This is a genomic window from Archangium sp. (genome assembly GCF_045802675.1).
Classification (GTDB): Bacteria; Myxococcota; Myxococcia; order Myxococcales; family Myxococcaceae; genus Archangium.
In genome coordinates this window covers 79,157-96,941 of record NZ_JBJMQO010000022.1, presented here as the reverse complement: position 1 = coordinate 96,941, position 17,785 = coordinate 79,157, and the positions used below count along the sequence as shown (strand labels likewise).

Below are 17,785 nucleotides of genomic sequence, written 5' to 3'. Positions count from 1 at the left end.
CGGTGGTCAGCTCTGACTCTTGGGGAACGTGACGATGCCCAGGTTCTCGATGGCGGCGAGCGCAGCGCGCTGCCCCCAACACAGGCGTTCCCCGTGCATGAGCTTCGGCTTCCACCCCTTCCACGAGTCACCGCACTGCACGCTGCCGCTCTTCCTCACCCAATCCTTCCCAGCACGGCAGGGGAGCCACCTCCAATTTCCAATTCCACTGGCCAAGCGGTGCAGGCGTCAACTCCCCTGACACAGGGGGGGACGGCCCCGGCAGCGGTGAGCCATACAGCTCGGGATGGCCCAACGACGGGAGGTAGGCGGTCCCGCCATGTTGCACGTATGTCGCAGGAGCGTGCGGAATGGACCGGAACGGGACGGGACAGGAGGGGACGCGGCGGGATATCGACTCCCAAGCATTCCGGGCGGTTGCGAGGTAAGGGCGCGATTCTGCTGGGAGTTTCGCACCGCCCGGCGCGGGTTCGATTCCCGCCGTCGAGACCCACGGCCCCTGGCTGGTTTCGCCTCGCAATGGCTCCCAAAACAGGAGACGAGAATGTCGCAGCGATCCAGGGTGTTCGCGGTGCTCGTTGGTCTTGGAATCGCTAGCAGTGCGTGGGCGGCGCCGAGAGCGGGAAGTGCAGTGGGTCCGAGGCTCGAGAACGCGGTGCGGACGCAGAAGGCCGTGGGTCCGGACATCGAGAACGTGGTGCGGACGCAGAAGAGCGTGGGCCCGAGCGGCAGCCTCGCGGTGAAGAGCGAGAAGGCGGTGGGTCCGGTCTGGAGCAGGGCTGTCCACACGGACAAGACCGTGGGGAATGACGAGAAGCCCGCCGGCCCCAGCCCGGTGTTGGACCTCAACGCCGGGTTCTGAGACCCTCCCCCGCGCAGGCCCTCGACGCCCCTTCCCTGGGCCTGCCCTCCGCTGGTGCCGCCACTGTGGCAAGACTCTTCCTGCTCGCACTCACGGTGGCGGCTCCTGTATGGCTACGCGCCCAATGCCATCGCCACGTCCCAGGCCCTGGTGGCGACCGCGCACTACACCTTCCCCCTGGCGGAGATCAGCCGCGGCCTTGGCACGCTCCCGCTCTCCTTCCAGCGCATGTCGGCCGCGCTCCGGCTGCAGGCCGCCGCCATCGACTCGCTCCGCCCGGAGCGGCTCCCCCTGAGCGCGGGCGTGGAGCTGCACCCGGATCTGATGATTGGCGACCTGTTCGGCCTGGGCGCGCAGCTCGGCCTCTATCAGGGCGTGCCGTCGCTCGGTGGCGGGCTGCAGTTCCTCTTCATGCTGAGCACCAACGAGAGCGGAGGCGAGTCGGCGGCGGGCCGGCGGCACTGAGGCGCGGCCCGCTCGCCGCTCAGCCCGCTTCTTCATGGCCCCTCGTGGGGCGCCACGGCTTGCGGAGGGGACAGCGGCAGCCGGACCGTGAAGGTCGAGCCTTCGTCCGGAACGCTGGCGAGCTCGATGCTCCCGCCATGCGCATCGACGATTTCCCGGACAATCCACAGCCCGAGCCCCATGCCCGAGTGACCGCCGCTGTGTGCGCGCTCGAAGCGCTCGAAGATGCGCCGGTGCTCCGACGCCGGCACGCCCAGCCCCGTGTCCGTCACCGCCAGCAGGGCGAATGCCCCCTCCCGGCGGACCTCGAGGTGCACCGGCCTGCGGTTGCCATATTTCAACGCGTTGGAGAGCAGGTTGCCCACCACCTGTTCGAGCCGCGCCACATCCCAGTCCCCGGTGACCGGCTCCGCATTCAGCGTGACCTCGATACCGCCCGCGGTGAGCTCGTCCGCACTGCGGGCCAGGATGTCCCGGGTCAGCTCCGCCAGGTCCACGCTCGAGCGCCTCAGCTCGATACGCCCCACCGTCATCCGCGAGACGTCCAGGAGAAGGTTGATGAGCGCATGGAGCCGCTCGGTCTGCCGGACGGAGGCCTGCAGCTTCGTGGTGAGCACCTCCACCGTCAGGCCCGCTCCACTGCTGACGCGGTGCAGGAGGTTCTGGACCTGCAGCCGGAGCGCCGTCAGGGGCGTGCGAAGCTCGTGGGCCGCGGTCGCGAGAAACACATCGTGCAGGCGGACGGTGTTGCTGACCTCCTGATAGCGGCGCGTGCTCTGCGTCTCGCGTTCCCGGAGCTCGGTGATGTCACGAAACGACGTGACCACGCCGGCGCGGCTTCCATCCGCGCGCACCAGGGGATGTGAGGTGAACGAGAGCCAGCGCAGATTGCCGCCCGATTGCCGGATTCCGATGACCAGTCCGCGCTCGGATTGCCCGGTGCGCAGGCACACCAGCGCGGGACAATGCTCCAAGAAGAACGGGCCGCCGTCCTCCCGAAGCGGTTCACAGCGCTCGAGCACGGAGCGCCTGCCGAGCAGCACATCCGCCGGGATGCGCAGGATGCGCTCCGCACTCGGGTTGGTGGCGCGGATGACGCCGTCCTGATCGTGGAAGACCACTCCTTCTTCCATGCTCTGGACGACGAGCCGGTAGTGGAGCTCCATAGGGTGCGAGGAGGCAGACCCCCCCACCGCTTCTTTCCCAGCGACGATATCCTTGGCCACTTTCACGCGCGTTTCTCCTGGTTGCGCCGTCACCACCCCCTCCCCCAAACCGGCAGGGCCCAAAGCAATTGAAATGCCACCCCTCGGCTCATGGGGCGGTGCTGAACAGGAGCTGCTCTTCCCCTGTAATTTTGGGAGGTTGAGCGTCTGTCGGCGAACAGCGAGCGCATCGAGGCGCCCACGAGAACGGCGCCGTCCCCAGGAACACTGAAAAAACAACAGCCCCGCACTCGGTAAAATCTTCCGGTTTGTCCTGCAACCAACCCACGCGCGTGCAGGCGCATCAGAAGGATGGGGAGGGCCGGAGGAAGGCCGCTGACGGGAGCCAGACGCCTTCCTCCACACCTGCTGGGGGGAGCCTCTACTGGTACTGGTACGGGGATTTGTATCCCTCGTCGAGGCTGTAGGCGCTGTTCACGAGCGCGAGGTGGCTGAACGCCTGGGGGAAGTTGCCAATCTGCCGGCGTTGCCCGGGCAGGTACTCTTCCGCGAGCAGACCCACGTCGTTGCGGAGCGCCACCAGCTTGTCGAAGAGCCGCCGCGCGTCCTCCTTCCGCCCCATGAGGTGGTAGGTGTTCGCCAGCCAGAAGGAGCAGGCGAGGAACGCCCCCTCCTCGCCGGCGAGTCCGTCCACGCTGTCCTCCGTCAGGTAACGCAGCACCAGCCCTTCCGGCATCAACTCCTCCTCGATGGCCCGCACCGTGCCGACGACGCGGGGATCCTCCGCCGGGAGGAACCCGGAGAGCGGGATGAAGAGCAGGCTCGCGTCCACGCCCTTCGAGCCGTAGTACTGCGTGAACGTGTTGCGCTGGGAGTCGAACCCCTTGGTGCACACCTCGTCGAAGATGGTCTGGCGCAGCGCCACCCACGGCGCCTTGTCCTCCTTCAAACCGTAATCCTCGATCGCGCGCACCCAGCGATCGATGGTGGTCCACGCCGCCACCTTGGAGGCGGTGAAGGAGCGCTTCGGCCCCCGCATCTCCCAGATGCCATGGTCTGGCTCCTTCCAGACCTCGGAGGCCCGGATCGCGAGGGTCTTGAGGACCTTCTGGCCGCGTTCTGGCAGCGAGCCCAGCAGCTTCGCATGGACGGAGAGGACCGCGGCGAACTCGCCCAGGACGTCGAGCTGGAACTGCGAATAGGCGCCGTTGCCGATCCGCACGGGATGGGCGCCTTCGTAACCTCGCAGCCAGTCCAGCGTGACCTCGGTGAGGCGCCGCTCGCCCCGGATGCCGTACATGATCTGCATCTGCTCCGGCGCGCCTCCGATGGCGTTCATCAGCCAGTCGCCGAACGCCTTCGCCTCGTCTCCGAGGCCGGCACGCATGAGCGCGTTCAACGTCAAGGCCGCGTCACGGATCCAGCAGAACCGGTAGTCCCAGTTGCGCTCCCCACCCGGGGTCTCCGGGAGCCCGAACGTGGGAGCGGCGACGATGGCCCCCGTGGACTCGAAGGTGCACGCCTTGAGGGTGAGCAGCGAGCGGATGACCACGTCCGCATCGCGTTCCGAGGGCGGGCGGATCCGCGCGGCCCACTCCTCCCAGTAGGACTCCGTCTCGCGCAGGGCCACCTCCGGATCGATCAGCTCCGGGATTCCCGAGAAGGGCCGTGCCCAGGTGAGCACGAAGGGAATCCGCTGGCCGGCTTGAACCGTGAACTCCGAGTCGAACGGAGGGGGCGTCTCACCGGGCCCGCCGCGCAGATAGACCGCGTCCGGACCGGCGACGGCGGCGAAGCTCCCGTCCCGCCTGCTCACCATGGGAATGGTGTAGCCGTTGGCGAACCGGGGGCGCAGGTCCGAGCGCATCGTCACCTTGCCCCGCACTCCCTCCACCCAGCGGATGAGGTGGGGATTGCCCTTGCGCGGGGGCATGAGGTCCACGACCCGCACCGTGCCCTCGTCCGTCACGAACTCCGTCTCCAGGATGAGCGTCCTGCCGCGGTAGCGCCGGCGCACCTCGCGCACGGGCGCCGTCGGAGCGAGCTTCCACCGTCCGTTGGCGGGTGTTCCCAGCAGCGACGCGAAGCACGCGTCCGAGTCGAAGTCCGGGAGGCAGAGGAAATTGACGGACCCATCTCGCGCGATGAGCGCGGCCGTGTACAGATCCCCGATGAGCGCATGGTCTTCGATGAGGACACCGGGCTCTGGCTGGGTGTCACTTCCCCATCCGGTCCTGGGCGCTTCCCGGGCCTGAGTTCTCTGTGTCGTCTCCATTTGCTCCTCCTGTTGTCGATGCATGTCCCCAATGAAGAAAGTAGGTCTGGGCACCGTGGGGACAATTCGCGCCGAGGGCTCGCCATCACGGAGTCTCGGCACGCGTACGGAAGAGCGCTCCCTTCGCGGAGGGTTCCAGGTCGGTGGTGAGCGGGTTGGCGAGGGTGGTGCGCAGTCACACGTGCCCGCCAGGCACCGTCCGCACCAGGTAGAAGCCGCCGCCGGTGACGAGCGACTCGCGCAGGCGCGAACAGGCCTTCTCAGTAACTCTCGGGGATGCGTTTCCGCTCCTCGAGCGAGGCGTTGTCGTCATAGGCCCCACGCATGGAACGGCGGGGCAACTTGACCTTGGGGCGCTTCACCTTCTTGTGCGGAATCTTGTCCAGCAGGAAGCGGATGCAGCTGAGCCGCGCCTTTTTCTTGTCGTCGGACCGCAAGATGAACCAGGGCGCATACGGCGTGTCCGTCGCGGCGAACATCATGTCACGCGCACGGGAGTAGTCGTACCAGCGTGTCCAGGACTCGACGTCCATCGGGCTCAACTTCCACTGCCGGAGGGGATCCTCGACCCGGGCCTCGAATCTCCTCTGCTGTTCCTCCATGCCGACCTCGAGCCAGATCTTCAGCAGGAGGATTCCGCTGTCGACCATGTACTTCTCGAAGACAGGGCAACCCTTCAAGAAACGCTTGTGCTCGTCGGGAGTGCAGAAGCCCATCACGAACTCGACCCCGGCCCGGTTGTACCAACTGCGGTCGAAGATCACGATTTCGCCCGCCGCGGGGAAATGGGGCACGTAGCGCTGGAGGAACATCTGGGTCTTTTCGCGGTCCGAGGGGGCCGGGAGGGCCACCACCCGAAACACCCGGGGACTCACCCGCTCCGTGATGGCGCGAATCGTGCCGCCCTTGCCCGCGGCGTCCCTTCCCTCGAAGACGACGACGACGCGCAGCCCCTCCTGCTTGACCCAGTCCTGAAGCAGGGCGAGCTGGGCCTGGAGCTTGCGAAGCTCTTTTTCATAGGCTCTGCGCTTCATGGGTTCCGTCTGGGTGACTGGTGCCATAGCCTTATGGTTGGGCTGGCGGGCAACGCTCGCAATGCGTGCTCTCGACGGGAATTGCCAGGCGTGGGTGCGTCCCCTCCCTCTCCCGGCTCCGCCCGCGAGCTTGCCCGCCTCAGACGGTGCGGCGCTGGGCCAGGGCATCGCGAATCTGACGCAGCAGGTCCACCTCCGTCTCCTGGGGGGCCTGGGCCTTCTGGGCGGCCTCCTCCTTCTTGCGGCGCAGCCCCTGCAACCGGTTGATGCCCTTGACCATGGTAAAGAGGGCGAGAGCGACGATGAAGAAGCTCACCACGGCGGTGAGGAAGTTGCCGTAGCGAATCTCCGCGCCGTTGAGGGTGAAGCGGAGATTGCTGAAGTCCGGCTTGCCCCCGATGGCGGCGATGAGCTGCATGAGGATGTCATGGGTGAAGGAGGCGACGACGAGACCGAATGCGCCGCCGAGCACCACGGCCACGGCCAGACCAATGACGTTGCCCTGGGAGATGAACTCCTTGAACTCCTTCCAAATGGCCATCGCGCCTCCCTCCAGACGGGTGTAACCCCGCCATGGAAGGTAAGCAGCGCCCCATGGGCGGGGCCGTGGTCTCGCGGGGCGTGTCCCTCCCGGAGGCATGGCTGGGCAACCCACAAAGGAGGGGCAGGCAAGTACCGCACGGGCAGGACCGTGCGCTCCTGGCTCGTGGGTGCGCTTCCCGAGGGAGGGGCCGCCCGCTCGTGGGATGAGCGGGTGGCTCAGCGCTCCGCGCGCGCGAGGTGGAGGTGCACGGGCGTGGCGGTGAAGGGCAGCGTCACCTCGCAGGTGAGCTGGCAGGTGCCGTCGCGGCACCCGTCGCGCGCGCTCAGGGTGAGGGTTCCCGTCCAGACCTCCTCGCCGGGGGCGAGCACGACCTCGGCCGCGGTCTGACGAGTCAGGACGCTCGCGCCCTCCACACGCGCCTGGAAGCTCTGAAAGGAGAAGCGCGCATCGGAGCCGAGCAACTGCTGGGGCAACGTCACCTGCCCTGCGTCGCCGAGCACGAAGGAGGGCGCGCCGAGCTCGAGCACGCTCCGGCCACCCGCCTCGGTGCGCAGCACCCAGGTCAAGCCCTGCTCCGGACCGGGCGCGGGCCAGGCCGCCGCGGGCGTGCGGAAGCACGTCGGGGGCAGCGCCGAAAGAGCCGCGGTATCCAACTCCACGTGCAGCGGGTGCGGCGCGTCGCCGCTGGGCGCGGTCGCCACCGTGAGCGCGGCCAGGACCGTGAGGAGGCTCTTCATCTACGGGCTCCGGGGGAGAGTGGATCTCGAAGGGCGGGACGACGCCAGTCACCCTCACCCGGGATACAGGCCGGAGCAAATTCGTAGCCACCTGTAGCATCCCACTGCGCTCGGGCACCCGACGGTGCGGGGTGAAGCGCACCCGCCGGCCTCAGAAGGGCGCGGGGCACTCGAGGTCGAAACGCTTCCCCGTGTGCGGATGGAGGAAGCTCAGGGCCTCGGCGTGGAGCATCAGGCCCGTGTCGTTCCCGCCGTACAGCCGGTCACCGACGATCGGGGCCCCGAGGCCGAGCGGGTCCGCGGCATGGATGCGAAGCTGGTGCGGGAGCGCCGTACGCGGCACGAGCGATACCTGGGTCCGGCGCTCGGTCCGCTGCGTGACACGCCACTCGGTGAGGGCGCGCTTGCCCCGAAGCGGAAGCTCGACGACGCCCTGGTCACCCGCGACGTGGCCGTCGAGCCATGCGACATGGCGCCTGTCGGCCTCGCGCCGCGCGAACTGTCGCTGGAGGGCCGCGTGGGACTCCCGGTCCCTGGCGACGAGCAGAAGCCCGGAGGTCTCGGCATCCAGGGCGTGCACCACGAGCGACCCGGGCGCCTCCGGGTAGCGCCGCCGGAGGCGGACGAGCGCCGAGTCCCGGAGTGGAGAATGGCGGCCGGGGAGCGAGAGCAGCCCACGGGGTTTGTCGACGACGAGCAGCCACGGGTCCTCGTACACGAGCCGGAGCTCCTCCTGGCCCGGTGCCCCATCGAGCGGCGGTGCCGGATCGACGGACAGCCCCTGGAGCATGTACGGCAGGACCTCGCCACACTTGGCGCGACACGCCGGATAGTACTCTCCCGCGTGCCGCTCCCCCGTGAGGGGCGGTGCACCCCACCAGAACTCAGCGAGCGCCAGTGGCTTGAGGTGGTGGCGATAGGCGTGACCGAGAAGCTTCGGTGCGGCACAGTCGCCCGCGCCACCCGGCGGCGGCTTCGGCGCGAACAACGCACCCAGGGGCCGCTCTTCGCCCCGCGCATTCGGGATGATGTAGGTCGAGGCCAGCTGCTGCCACAGTTGCCGGGAGCGCTCGGCACGCAGGTGCTCGTCGAGCGTGCGCAGCTCGGCCTCTCCCGCGGGCCAGAAGGCCTCACGTGCGGCCGCATCGAAGAGCGGCGGTGCGAACCCGTCGAGCCGCCACTTGCCGCCGAGCATGCCAGAGAACGCACGGAGGTAGCCCACGCGGCCATCCGGAGCCGAGACGACCAGCACTCCGAACATCTTGCCGCCGCCTGGCTTGTCGAGAGCGCCGAGGTCCAGTCCACTGGCGAGCTCGCCCCGGCGCAGCTGCAGGCGCAGTGCTTCGGCGGCCCGGTGCGCGAGGGGATGCGGAGGGCCGGGCGCGAACGGGCTCGCGAGCCGCACGGGCACCTGGGCCGGAGCCGGCTGCGGTTCGAAGTACGTCACGACGTGGTGCAAAGGTGGGCTTGCCCCGGTTGCGAACTCAAGATCAACGGCGAGCTCCAGCTCCAAGCTGCTGAACAAGGGCCCCCCGCGAATGGCTCGCGGAGGGCCCCGGGCCCACACCGTGTCGGGCTCTGGCGCTGACTAGAAGAGGTACCTCGCGCCGAGCTGGATGCGCCACCGGGAGAGGGTGGGGCTGTACACCGTGGTCGTCACCGTGGAGGGCTCGGCGAAGGTGTAGAGCGGACGGTTGTTCGCGGCGTCATAACCCACCGCGCGCAGGAACTGCGAGCCGTGGGTCTCGAACTGCGCGTCCTGGTTGAAGAGGCCCCACTTGTTGTTGAGCAGGTTCAGGACGTTGAAGATGTCCGCCTGCACCTCCAGCCGCTGGCCCTTGATGAACTCGGGCGAGACCCAGCCGAGCCGGACGTTGACGAAGCTCTGCCACGGGTTGCGGCACTCGCCACGATGGACGAGGCGGCCCTTGGCCTCACGCAGGCACTGCTGGCTGTCGACGAACCTGGTCAGGGCCTCGTACTGCGTGGGGTCCTGGAGGGAGATCTGACTGGGATCCGCCGGGATGAACGCCAGGTCGTTGCCGCTGATGCCGTCCGCGTTGACGTCACCGTTGACGACCCAGGTGTAGGGCAGGCCCGACTGGCCCGTGTAGATGATGCCGCCGTTGAAGCCGAAGGGCAGCGAGCCGCTGGCGGTGAGGGTGACCCGGTGGGTGCGATCGAACGCCGACGGCCGCAGGTTCCGGTTCTGGATGTCCCCGTCGACGGGAGCGAACTGGAAGTTGGAGAGGCCCTGGGAGCTCGTGAGCGACATCAGGTCCCGGGCGTTGGTGTAGCTGTAGGCCAGGCTGACATCCAGGATGTCGCTGAGCTCCTTCCGCAACTGGAGGGTCGCGTTGTAGACCCGGGCGCCGTTCTTGTTGAACACCTTGACGGCCTGGACGAGGTTGGTCGCATCGACGCGGGTGGGCGTGGAGGTGAGCCGGGGCGCGGTCGCCGTGCCACCCGTCGCGAGCTTGCCGTACACCATCCGGCCCTCGCCGTCCTGGCCCTGGGCCACCAGGTTCTCGTCGGTGGTGTACCAGCCGTTGACGTCCCGCGTGTAGAGCAGGTCGGCGGTGGCGATGAGGCCAAAGGGCAGGCGGCGGTCCGCACCGAGCGCCACGCGGAAGTTCTGCGGGTACTTCGTCTTCGGGTCGAAGTAGTCGATCTCACCCTGGTTGGTGGGTGCCGTGGGCGGCGTGGTCCCACCCGCGCAGTCGAACGGCTGGGCGTTGGGGTCGGCGGTGAAGGCCGGCACCTGCCGGCTGCCCGCGGCCCGCTGGCACGTCAGCTCGACCTGGGACAGGCCGTTGATGCTGTACGCATTGGCCACCCACACGTAGGGCGGCCGGCCCGAGAAGATGCCGGTTCCGCCGCGCACGATGGTGTTGGCGTTGTTCTCCACGTCCCAGTTGAAGCCCACCCGGGGCGACCAGAGGATGTTGCCGCTCGGCACCTGGCTGGTGTCGATGGGAAGCGCGGCGTTGTTCACGAGGACGGGATTGGTGTTGGCCTTGGACAGGAACGGCACGTCGAGCCGGATACCGGGAGTGATGGTCAGGCCCCGGACCGGCGCCCAGTTGTCCTGCAGGTAGAAGCCCGGCTGCACCACGGTGAACGCGGCCGTGCCCGGCTCCTGCAGAGGACTGACCCCGAAGCGGCGCTGGAAGGCACTGGGGATTCCGGCCTCGAAGTCGTCCAGGCTGTCGAAGGCCCAGACGCCGGTGGACGCCTGCAGGAAGGCGTTGCGCAGCTTGAGGAAATCCGTGCTCGTTCCGGCGGTGAGCTGGTGCTCGCCGAGCGCCAGGGTGAGGCTGTCCTGGAGCTGGTAGATGTCCTGGTCCAGCTGGTTGAGCTGGGAGAAGCGCTCGCCGCCCGCCGCCAACCAGGAGTCGGCCGCGCCGAGCTTGCCGGCCTTGACGAGGATCAGCGGAACATCCGAGGAAGGATCCCGGGCGTCGCGGATGATGGAGAAGCCCGTCAGGAACTCGTTGGAGAGCTGGCCGTCGAGCCAGGTCGAGGTGAGCTTCGCGCGGGCGGTATGGGTCCGGGTCTTCTGGGCGTAGCCGGCGTTGGACAGCTGGTAGCCGTCGCGCAGGCGGCCCGGCACGGACGGACTGGTCGGCGCGCGGGTCAGCGTGTCCTGCAGGGCCCCCACGAAGTTGTACGACAGCTCCAGGTAGCTGTTGGGGATGACACCCGTGCTGACCTTGGCGAAGACGTTGCGGTCCGGGTTGCCCAGCTCCGTGGCCAGGGCGGTCCCCGCGTCGGGGACGCCGTACTTCTCGGTGAGGATGCGGTTGAACCGCTCGGCTTCCGCCTGGGTGAACCCCGCCCTGGCCACGTCGGCTTCCGGGTCCACGCCACCGATCTGGAACTGGTTGCCGAACGCGGACTGCCGCTCCTGGATGTCGGTCGCGAGGAAGAAGTGCACCTTGTCCTTCACGATGGGACCGCCCAGGCTGCCGCCGAACTGCCAGATGCTGTAGCCGAGGAAGGTCGGGTCGTCCTGGAACCCGGCGAGCGCCTTGTTCTGCCCGTAGCCGAAGAGCGAGCCGTGGAACTCGTTGGTGCCGCTCTTGGTGACGGCGTTCACCATGCCGCCCGCGAAGTTGCCGTAGCGCACGTCGAACGGGGACACCTGCACCACGAAGGTCTGGATGGCCTCGATGGAGATGGGCTTGGCATTGGCCTGGCCGCCCGGCGTGCCCGAGGTCGCCAGACCGAAGATGTCATTGTAGGCCGCGCCGTCGATCTGGATGTTGTTGAAGCGGTTGTTCTGGCCGGCCATCGCGTTGCCACTCACCTGCGGGGTGGTCGAGATGAGGTCGGTGAAATTGCGGCCCTGGAGCGGCAGCCGGGACATCTGCGTGGCGTCCACGGTCGTCGAGGGGCCGGTGCGGCCCTGATCCTGGAGCTCGTCGATCGGGGTGGCCTCGACCGACATCTCCTCCTGGAACTCCTCGAAGGGCTTCAACTGGAGGTTGAGGATGAGCCGCTGGCCCAGCACGAGCCGCATGTCCGTACGGGTGTGCCCGTAGTAGCCATCGATGGCGGCCGTGAGGGTGTACGGTCCTCCCGGGGGGAGGTTGTCGAGGAGGTAGCTTCCCGACGTGCCGGTCACCGCGGTGAAGGAGGTACCGGTGGCCGTATTGCGCATCTGGACCACCACGCCGGGGAGCGGTTTCTTGTCCTCGCCAGTAATGGTTCCGGTCACCGCCGAACCCGTAACGCCTTGCGCCAGCGCTCCTGACGCGAGCACGGTCGTTACGAGGAAGACCAATAGTTTCAGGTGAGATGGACGAAGAGGAGTCATGGAACCTCGCAAGGCCAGGAGGGGGGAGCGGGAACCCGCCGGCGGCGATGCAGACCGGCGGATTCGCAGCGGAGCCGTCATGAGTGGAATGCAACTCGGGGGGGGAGCCACTTTTGCTTCGTTCGCATGCACGAGGGCATCCCTGGGGGAAGTAAGGGGGTTGGGCTCGAGACACGACGGACGTAGCTGAGCGAACGGCGGCCACTGCCGGGGCAGCCATCTATCAACATTTGAGACCCCTAGGAAAGCTCAGGGAGCTTTTGAGCGTGGCGGGCAGGTGCCGCGGGAGCTGTGCGTCAGGCCTGTAGCGAAGTCATCCTCGACCGCCTCCCCCACTTGAAGAAGCAGGCCTCGTGGACGAACACCACGCGGCTCCAGGGCGACCTCGCCGCCGAGGTGCGCGAGCTGAAGGCCGGCGCCGGACCTGGTGCTCATGGGCAGTGGCGGCCTCGTCTCCCCGATCACGAACGCGCGGTTGATTTCGGCCACGGCAACGTCCTGCGCTCGTCCACACGAGCCGCCTGACCGTCGGCTGGGACGCCTGCCGGGCAACCGGGCGGACGAGGGCTGCTCCAACGGGCCGGGCCTCCCCAGGAGTGGGGAACTCCCCCACCTTCACGCGGCGGAGGAATGGAATGCACATGGACCCGGCGCCTGACGTGCTCTTGTCTGAGGAACCCACGCGACGCGATGGGCGCCACGAGGCGAAGCTCGAGCGGATCGCGCGGCAGTTGCGGCAGCGGACGGGCACGCGGCCCGTGTCCTTCAAGAAGAAGACGCCCCCGCATCAGGTGCCCAAGCGCAACGACCAGCGGCGCGGCGACGAGAAGATCGACCTGAGTGACCTCGACCAGATTCTCGAGATCGATCCCGTGGCGATGACGTGCACGGCCGAGCCCGCGGTCACCTTCGAGGAGGTGGTCCGCGCGACGTGGCGCTACGGGCTCGTGCCCATCATCGTCCCCGAGCACAAGACCATCACCCTCGGAGGGGCCGTCGCGGGGTGCTCCATCGAGTCCATGTCCTTCCGGGAGGGGGGCTTCCACGACACGTGTCTGGAATACGAGCTCATCACCGCGAAGGGAGACGTGCTGCGCTGCTCTCCTCGAGAGAACCCGCTCGTGTTCCAGATGATCCACGGCTCGTTCGGGACGCTCGGCGTGCTCTCGAAGCTGAAGTTCAAGCTCATCCGCGCCGCGCCCTACGTGCACGTGACGTACGAGACGTACACCTCGCTCGAGGCCTTCCAGCAGGCCATCTGGCGCTACTTCACCGCCCGAGATGTGGACTACCTCGACGGGCAGATCTTCTCCCCGGCGAAGCACGTGCTGTGCGTGGGCCGCTTCGCCGAGCGCGCCCCGTACGTGAGCCGCTACGACTGGCTCAAGGCGTATTGCGAGAGCATCCCCCGCCGCGCCGAGGACTACCTCACGCTCTACGACTACCTCTACCGCTACGACCGGGGCGTCACCCACGTCAAGCCCAGCAGCCTCGTGGGCCGGGCGTTGTTCGGCAAGCTGGTGCACTCGGACAGCGTGCTGCGGGCCGCGGACCGCTTCCACCGCTTGCTGCCGAAGAAGGACCCGCCCGTCATCGTGGACGTGTTCATCCCCTTCTCGCGCTCGGCCGAGTTCATGGACTGGTACCACCGCGAGATGCACTTCTACCCGGTGTGGTGCGTGCCCTACCGACGCATGCGGGATTACGAGTGGCAGACGCCCCGCTGGTGGTCCGGCGTGAAGGATCCCCTCTTCCTGGACCTCGCGGTCTACGGGCTCGAGCAGCAGCCGGGCCGCAACCTCTACAAGGAATTCGAGGACGAGCTGCTGCGGGTCAACGGCACCAAGACGCTCATCTCGTACAACTACTACGACGAGCAGACCTTCTGGAGCATCTGGAACAAGGAGACCTACCAGGCCGTGAAACAGCTGACGGACCCGGACAACATCTTCCGCGACCTCTACACGAAGATGTGCCGGGCGGCGCTCGGGCTGGGGGAGCAGCCGCCTGACCCCGGGCCCACGGTGCACTGAGGCGGCCCTGGCGGGAAGGCCGCGGGAAGGTGTCAGAGGATTCGTACAGGCCCCCTGCTCGGCTGGGAGGCCGGACAAGTGATAGGAACGTGGGCATGTGGCTCACGCTCCTGCTCCTCGCCGCCGCCCTCGCCGGGCTCGTCGTCGCGTGGCGGCTCCGTCCGACGCCAGCCCCCTGCCAACCCCAGCAGTACGACGCCGCGCCACAGCCGGGGACGTTCGCGGTGCGGGCGCTCGAGGCGATGCCGCCCATCGCCCGAGAGACGCCCGCTCTCGAAGCCCAGGCCCCCGCCTGGCGCGAGGCGATGGAGCAGGCCGGCCTCCGGCTGCGCCGCGCCGGGGTGCGCCACGTCATCTTCGTGCACGGCACCTTCGTCGGCCACGACCCCACCCAGCTGCTCACGGCGCTCGCGGGGCCTCTCGCGGCGCTGGGCCCGGGGCTCATGCCCTCCCTGCAACGTCTCTCCAAGCTCCCGAGCGATCGCGTCCTGCGCGATCTCGGCAACTACACCCCCGAGTACGTCTCGCTCTTCCAGAAGGCCCTGGGCGGCGACGTGCGCGCCACGCGCTTCGTCTGGTCCTCGGCGAACAACCATGTCGCCCGCCTGCGCGCGGCCGTGGACCTGCTGCGGCTGCTGGCCACCTCGGAGCTGGGGCGCGAGCGGGCGCTGCTCCTCGGACACAGCCACGGCGGCCAGGTGCTCGCCCTGCTCACGCAGCTCGTCTACCCGGCGCGGACCGCGGAGGCGCTCTGGCAGGCCGTGCGCGACGCCGGCGAGCCCGCGGACGCCCTCCAGGAGATGGCTCGCACGGTGGCCCGCGCGCGGCTCGATTTCGCCACCTTCGGCATGCCGCCACGCTATGGCTGGGCCACGGGCCGGCGGTGCCGCGTCCTCCACGTCATCAATCACCGGGGGGCCGAGCCCCGCGGGAGCACCGTCGCCGGTGTCCTCCACACCGAGAACGGCGACTACGTGCACCAGTGGGGCATCGCCGGTTCGGACCTACCGCCGGGCAACGCGAAGGAGCGGGAGTTGGCCGCGCGGCTCGATGCCATCCTCGGCGTGGGCTACGACGTGAAGGCGTGGCTCCAGCACGTGCGCCACGGCGCGCGCGTCCCGCGGGATGGGTTCAGCTACCTCGTCGACTACGGGGACCGGGGCACGGGCGCCATGCCCAACTGCCTGGCGACGTGCTTCGGGCACGGCGTCTACACGAGCTACGACGCCATGCTCTTCAACACCCGCCTCCTCGCGGACCACTTCTACCGGCCGGGCTATTGGTCCTGAAGGATTGGCGGCAGGCGACCCGCTACACTGGGCCGCCGCAGGCTGGGACCCCCTCTACCCGAGAGCGCCATGACCGACGAACTCCACTCGCTCACCGACCTCCACACGCTCGAGCAGCTCGCTCGCACCCAGGGACTGGACGCACTGGATGCGGCGCTGGGCGAGGCCCTCGCGCGTGTTCCCGAGGAGGCCCGGGTGACGTTGGACGGAGGGCCCACCGTCTCTCCGAGGACGCTGCGGATGATCCGGAGCGCGCTCGCGCTCGACGCCGGATTCCTGCGCGCCCATCCGGAGGCGCTCTTCCAGTGCCTCTTCAACCGCCTGCGCTGGTTCGACGCGCCCGACGCCGAGGCCTTCTTCACCCCAACGGAGCACGCGCCCTGGAGCGCGGCGGATGCGCACCTGCATGCGCTCGCGGAGCACTGGCGCCGCCAGCGTGACGCGCGCAATCCCGCTCCCTGGCTGGAGGCACTCCGTCCCCTGCGCGGCGGTCTGGAGAGCCGTGAGCAGCTCTTCCGCGGACACGAGGCGCAGGTCCTGTGCGCGGCGTTCAGCCCCTCGGGAGAGCGTCTGGCCACGGGCGCGTGGGATGACGAGGACAACCTGCGCATCTGGGACGTCGCCACCGGGGAGTGCACCCAGGTGCTCCAGGGCCATGAGTGCGAGATCCTCGACGTGGCCTGGAGTCCGGATGGGAAGCTGCTGGCGACGGGCTCGCGCGACCATGACGTGCGCCTCTGGGACGCGGCCACGGGAGCGCTCCTGCACGAGCTGACGGGCCAGGAGGGCCGCGTGACCTCGGTGGCCTTCAGCCCGAATGGCCGCATCGTCGCCGCGGGAAATCTCGGCTGGAGGGTACGGCTGCTCGAGGTGTCCTCGGGCGAGGTGTTGAGGGAGCTGCAAGGGCACGAGCAGTCCGTGCTGTCCGTGGCCTTCCATCCCTCCGGACGCTACCTGGCCACCGGGGCTTCCGACGACACCGCGCGCATCTGGAACGTGGAGACCGGCGAGCAGGTGGCGCTCATCGAGGCCGAGCGAGAGGTGGCGTCGCTGGCCTTCAGCCCGGACGGCGCGTGGCTCGCGCTGACGGTGGACGAGGGCATCGCGCTCGTCGAGACGCAGGGGTGGACGCGCGTGCGCACGGTGGGCGGTGAAGGCCCCTACTCGCAGGTGGCGTGGCTCGGCAACGAGACACTCGGCGCGCTGTCGTATGACCGGCTGGTGGTGCTGGACGCACGGAGCGGGGAGATTTCGCGCTCGCGCCCGCAGGAGTCCGACGGCAACGAGCGCCGCGTGGCCTTCCATCCCGACGGACGGCGCTTCGCCATCACCGCGGCGGACGGCGTGGTGCGCATGAGCGACCTCGCCTCCGAGCCCCCGCCCGAGCCTCTCTCCGAGCTGGCCCGGGTGGATGAGCTCTGGGCCTCGCCCGAGGCGGGCCTCGCGGTCATCCCCTCCAGCATCTTCGCCTTCGTCCTGGATGGGCGGGGCCAGGTGCGACAGATGAGGCCGGAGCCGTATGCGGCGCCCGGACAGCCCTGGGTGGCGAGCCCCGATGGGAAGCTGCTGGCGTATCCCGCCAACCACTACGAAGAGGGCGGTATGCGTGCGCTCGTCGTGCTGCTCGACGTGGAGACGCTCGCCCCGGTGCGGACCCTGTCGGCGGAGCCGGGTCCCTCCGAGGACGGGGAGCGCTCCGAGCCCGACGCTCGGCTGGTGGCCTTCTCCCCGGATGGAACGTCGGTCGCGGCCGTCGTGGAGGAAGGCGCGGTGCGGCTATGGCGGCTCGCGGACGGCGCGTTGCTCCACACGCTGCGCGGCCATGAGGACGCCATCAGCCTGCTGCGCTTCACGCCCGATGGAGCGTACCTGGTGTCCGGCTCCGCCTCGAGCTCGCGCCTGCTGCTGCACGACACGAAGAGCGGCGCGATCGCCGTCGACACCCGGGCCCTCCTGGAGCCCGTGGTGGCCTATGCGGCCGCGTCGCGGGCGCCGCGCATCTGCGTCGGCCGCCGCTCGGGGGAGGTGGAAATCTTCGAGCTGGCGACGGCCTCACGGCGGCTCGTGCGGGTGACGGAGGGCGCCGTGGTCGGCGTGGACCTCTCCCCGGATGGCGCGCTCGCCGCCGCATGCTGCGACGATGGCGCGGTCCGGCTCGTCGACACGCGGACGGGGTCGATCCTCCACGAGCTCCAGCACCCGGCGCTTCCCTTCCGCGTGGCCTTCGGTGACGGCGTGGTGATCACCAAGGCCAATGACGAGCACGGGCGTTTCTTCTCGCTCTCCACGGGAGCACTGCTCGCGGAGATTCCGGGCCACGTGGAGCCGGACGAGGCCGTGCACCAGGAGGACTGGGTGGTGCTCGGAGAGGACGCGCTCGCCCTCCACCGGAGGCAGGAGCCCACCCCGCGCATCTTCTTCCAGGACCCCATGGAGCAGGCCTTCATCCTGCGCGGCGGGCTGGTGGTGGGACGCGGGCGGAGCGAGAGGGATGCCCTGTACGTCCTGCGGATTCACGGCCAGGGCTGACCCTCTGGGGGTGAACCTGGGCTAGACTGCGG

14 protein-coding genes are annotated in these 17,785 nt (G+C 68.8%); 6 read left to right on the top strand and 8 right to left on the bottom strand.

Translation table 11 applies throughout. From position 1 onward, the window contains the following. Positions 1–6 precede the first annotated feature (6 nt). The gene (locus ACJ8AN_RS05845) at positions 7–159 is read right to left on the bottom strand and encodes a hypothetical protein (RefSeq protein WP_407754238.1); all 153 of its coding nucleotides are present in this window, start codon (positions 157–159) and stop codon (positions 7–9) included. A 472-nt stretch (positions 160–631) separates the two neighbouring features. Between ACJ8AN_RS05845 and ACJ8AN_RS05840 the strand changes: the two genes are divergently transcribed. Both ACJ8AN_RS05840 and ACJ8AN_RS05835 read left to right on the top strand, forming a co-directional pair. Further along, positions 632–862 (top strand): hypothetical protein, encoded by a 231-nt coding sequence (locus ACJ8AN_RS05840; RefSeq protein ID WP_407754237.1) that lies wholly within the window; start codon positions 632–634, stop codon positions 860–862. A 150-nt stretch (positions 863–1,012) separates the two neighbouring features. Next, positions 1,013–1,327 carry a hypothetical protein gene (locus ACJ8AN_RS05835; RefSeq protein ID WP_407754236.1) on the top strand — a complete coding sequence of 105 codons (315 nt, stop codon included), beginning with the start codon at positions 1,013–1,015 and terminating at the stop codon, positions 1,325–1,327. A 32-nt stretch (positions 1,328–1,359) separates the two neighbouring features. Here ACJ8AN_RS05835 and ACJ8AN_RS05830 read toward each other — a convergent pair whose 3' ends face one another. The 7 genes from ACJ8AN_RS05830 to ACJ8AN_RS05800 form a co-directional block, all read right to left on the bottom strand. Continuing rightward, on the bottom strand, positions 1,360–2,559 hold the full coding sequence (locus ACJ8AN_RS05830; protein WP_407754235.1) for an ATP-binding protein: 1,200 nt from the start codon (positions 2,557–2,559) through the stop codon (positions 1,360–1,362). 355 nt (positions 2,560–2,914) lie between these two features. Continuing rightward, complete coding sequence (locus ACJ8AN_RS05825) at positions 2,915–4,768, bottom strand: glycoside hydrolase family 15 protein (RefSeq protein ID WP_407754234.1); 1,854 nt, start codon at positions 4,766–4,768, stop codon at positions 2,915–2,917. Between the two features lie 260 nt (positions 4,769–5,028). Next, on the bottom strand, positions 5,029–5,802 hold the full coding sequence (gene ppk2, locus ACJ8AN_RS05820) for a polyphosphate kinase 2 (protein ID WP_407754233.1): 774 nt from the start codon (positions 5,800–5,802) through the stop codon (positions 5,029–5,031). A 139-nt stretch (positions 5,803–5,941) separates the two neighbouring features. Further along, a complete protein-coding gene (gene mscL, locus ACJ8AN_RS05815; protein ID WP_407754232.1) occupies positions 5,942–6,343 on the bottom strand; it encodes a large conductance mechanosensitive channel protein MscL in 402 nt (133 codons plus the stop codon). A 218-nt stretch (positions 6,344–6,561) separates the two neighbouring features. Beyond that, positions 6,562–7,083, bottom strand: coding sequence for a hypothetical protein (locus tag ACJ8AN_RS05810; protein ID WP_407754231.1), 522 nt, complete (start codon positions 7,081–7,083; stop codon positions 6,562–6,564). Positions 7,084–7,234: 151 nt separating this feature from the next. After that, the gene (locus tag ACJ8AN_RS05805) at positions 7,235–8,530 is read right to left on the bottom strand and encodes an RluA family pseudouridine synthase (protein WP_407754230.1); all 1,296 of its coding nucleotides are present in this window, start codon (positions 8,528–8,530) and stop codon (positions 7,235–7,237) included. A gap of 141 nt (positions 8,531–8,671) precedes the next feature. Further along, positions 8,672–11,803 carry a carboxypeptidase regulatory-like domain-containing protein gene (locus ACJ8AN_RS05800; RefSeq protein ID WP_407754229.1) on the bottom strand — a complete coding sequence of 1,044 codons (3,132 nt, stop codon included), beginning with the start codon at positions 11,801–11,803 and terminating at the stop codon, positions 8,672–8,674. A 390-nt stretch (positions 11,804–12,193) separates the two neighbouring features. Here ACJ8AN_RS05800 and ACJ8AN_RS05795 point away from each other — a divergent pair, with 390 nt between their 5' ends. The 4 genes from ACJ8AN_RS05795 to ACJ8AN_RS05780 all read left to right on the top strand — a co-directional run bounded on the left by ACJ8AN_RS05795 (position 12,194) and on the right by ACJ8AN_RS05780 (position 17,753). Beyond that, entirely contained in the window at positions 12,194–12,427 is a 234-nt protein-coding gene (locus ACJ8AN_RS05795) for a hypothetical protein (protein ID WP_407754228.1), read from the top strand. Positions 12,428–12,543: 116 nt separating this feature from the next. Then, complete coding sequence (locus tag ACJ8AN_RS05790) at positions 12,544–13,935, top strand: FAD-binding oxidoreductase (RefSeq protein WP_407754227.1); 1,392 nt, start codon at positions 12,544–12,546, stop codon at positions 13,933–13,935. A 95-nt stretch (positions 13,936–14,030) separates the two neighbouring features. Beyond that, positions 14,031–15,224 (top strand): hypothetical protein, encoded by a 1,194-nt coding sequence (locus ACJ8AN_RS05785; RefSeq protein WP_407754226.1) that lies wholly within the window; start codon positions 14,031–14,033, stop codon positions 15,222–15,224. A gap of 69 nt (positions 15,225–15,293) precedes the next feature. Further along, the gene (locus tag ACJ8AN_RS05780) at positions 15,294–17,753 is read left to right on the top strand and encodes a WD40 repeat domain-containing protein (RefSeq protein WP_407754225.1); all 2,460 of its coding nucleotides are present in this window, start codon (positions 15,294–15,296) and stop codon (positions 17,751–17,753) included. Positions 17,754–17,785 lie beyond the last annotated feature (32 nt).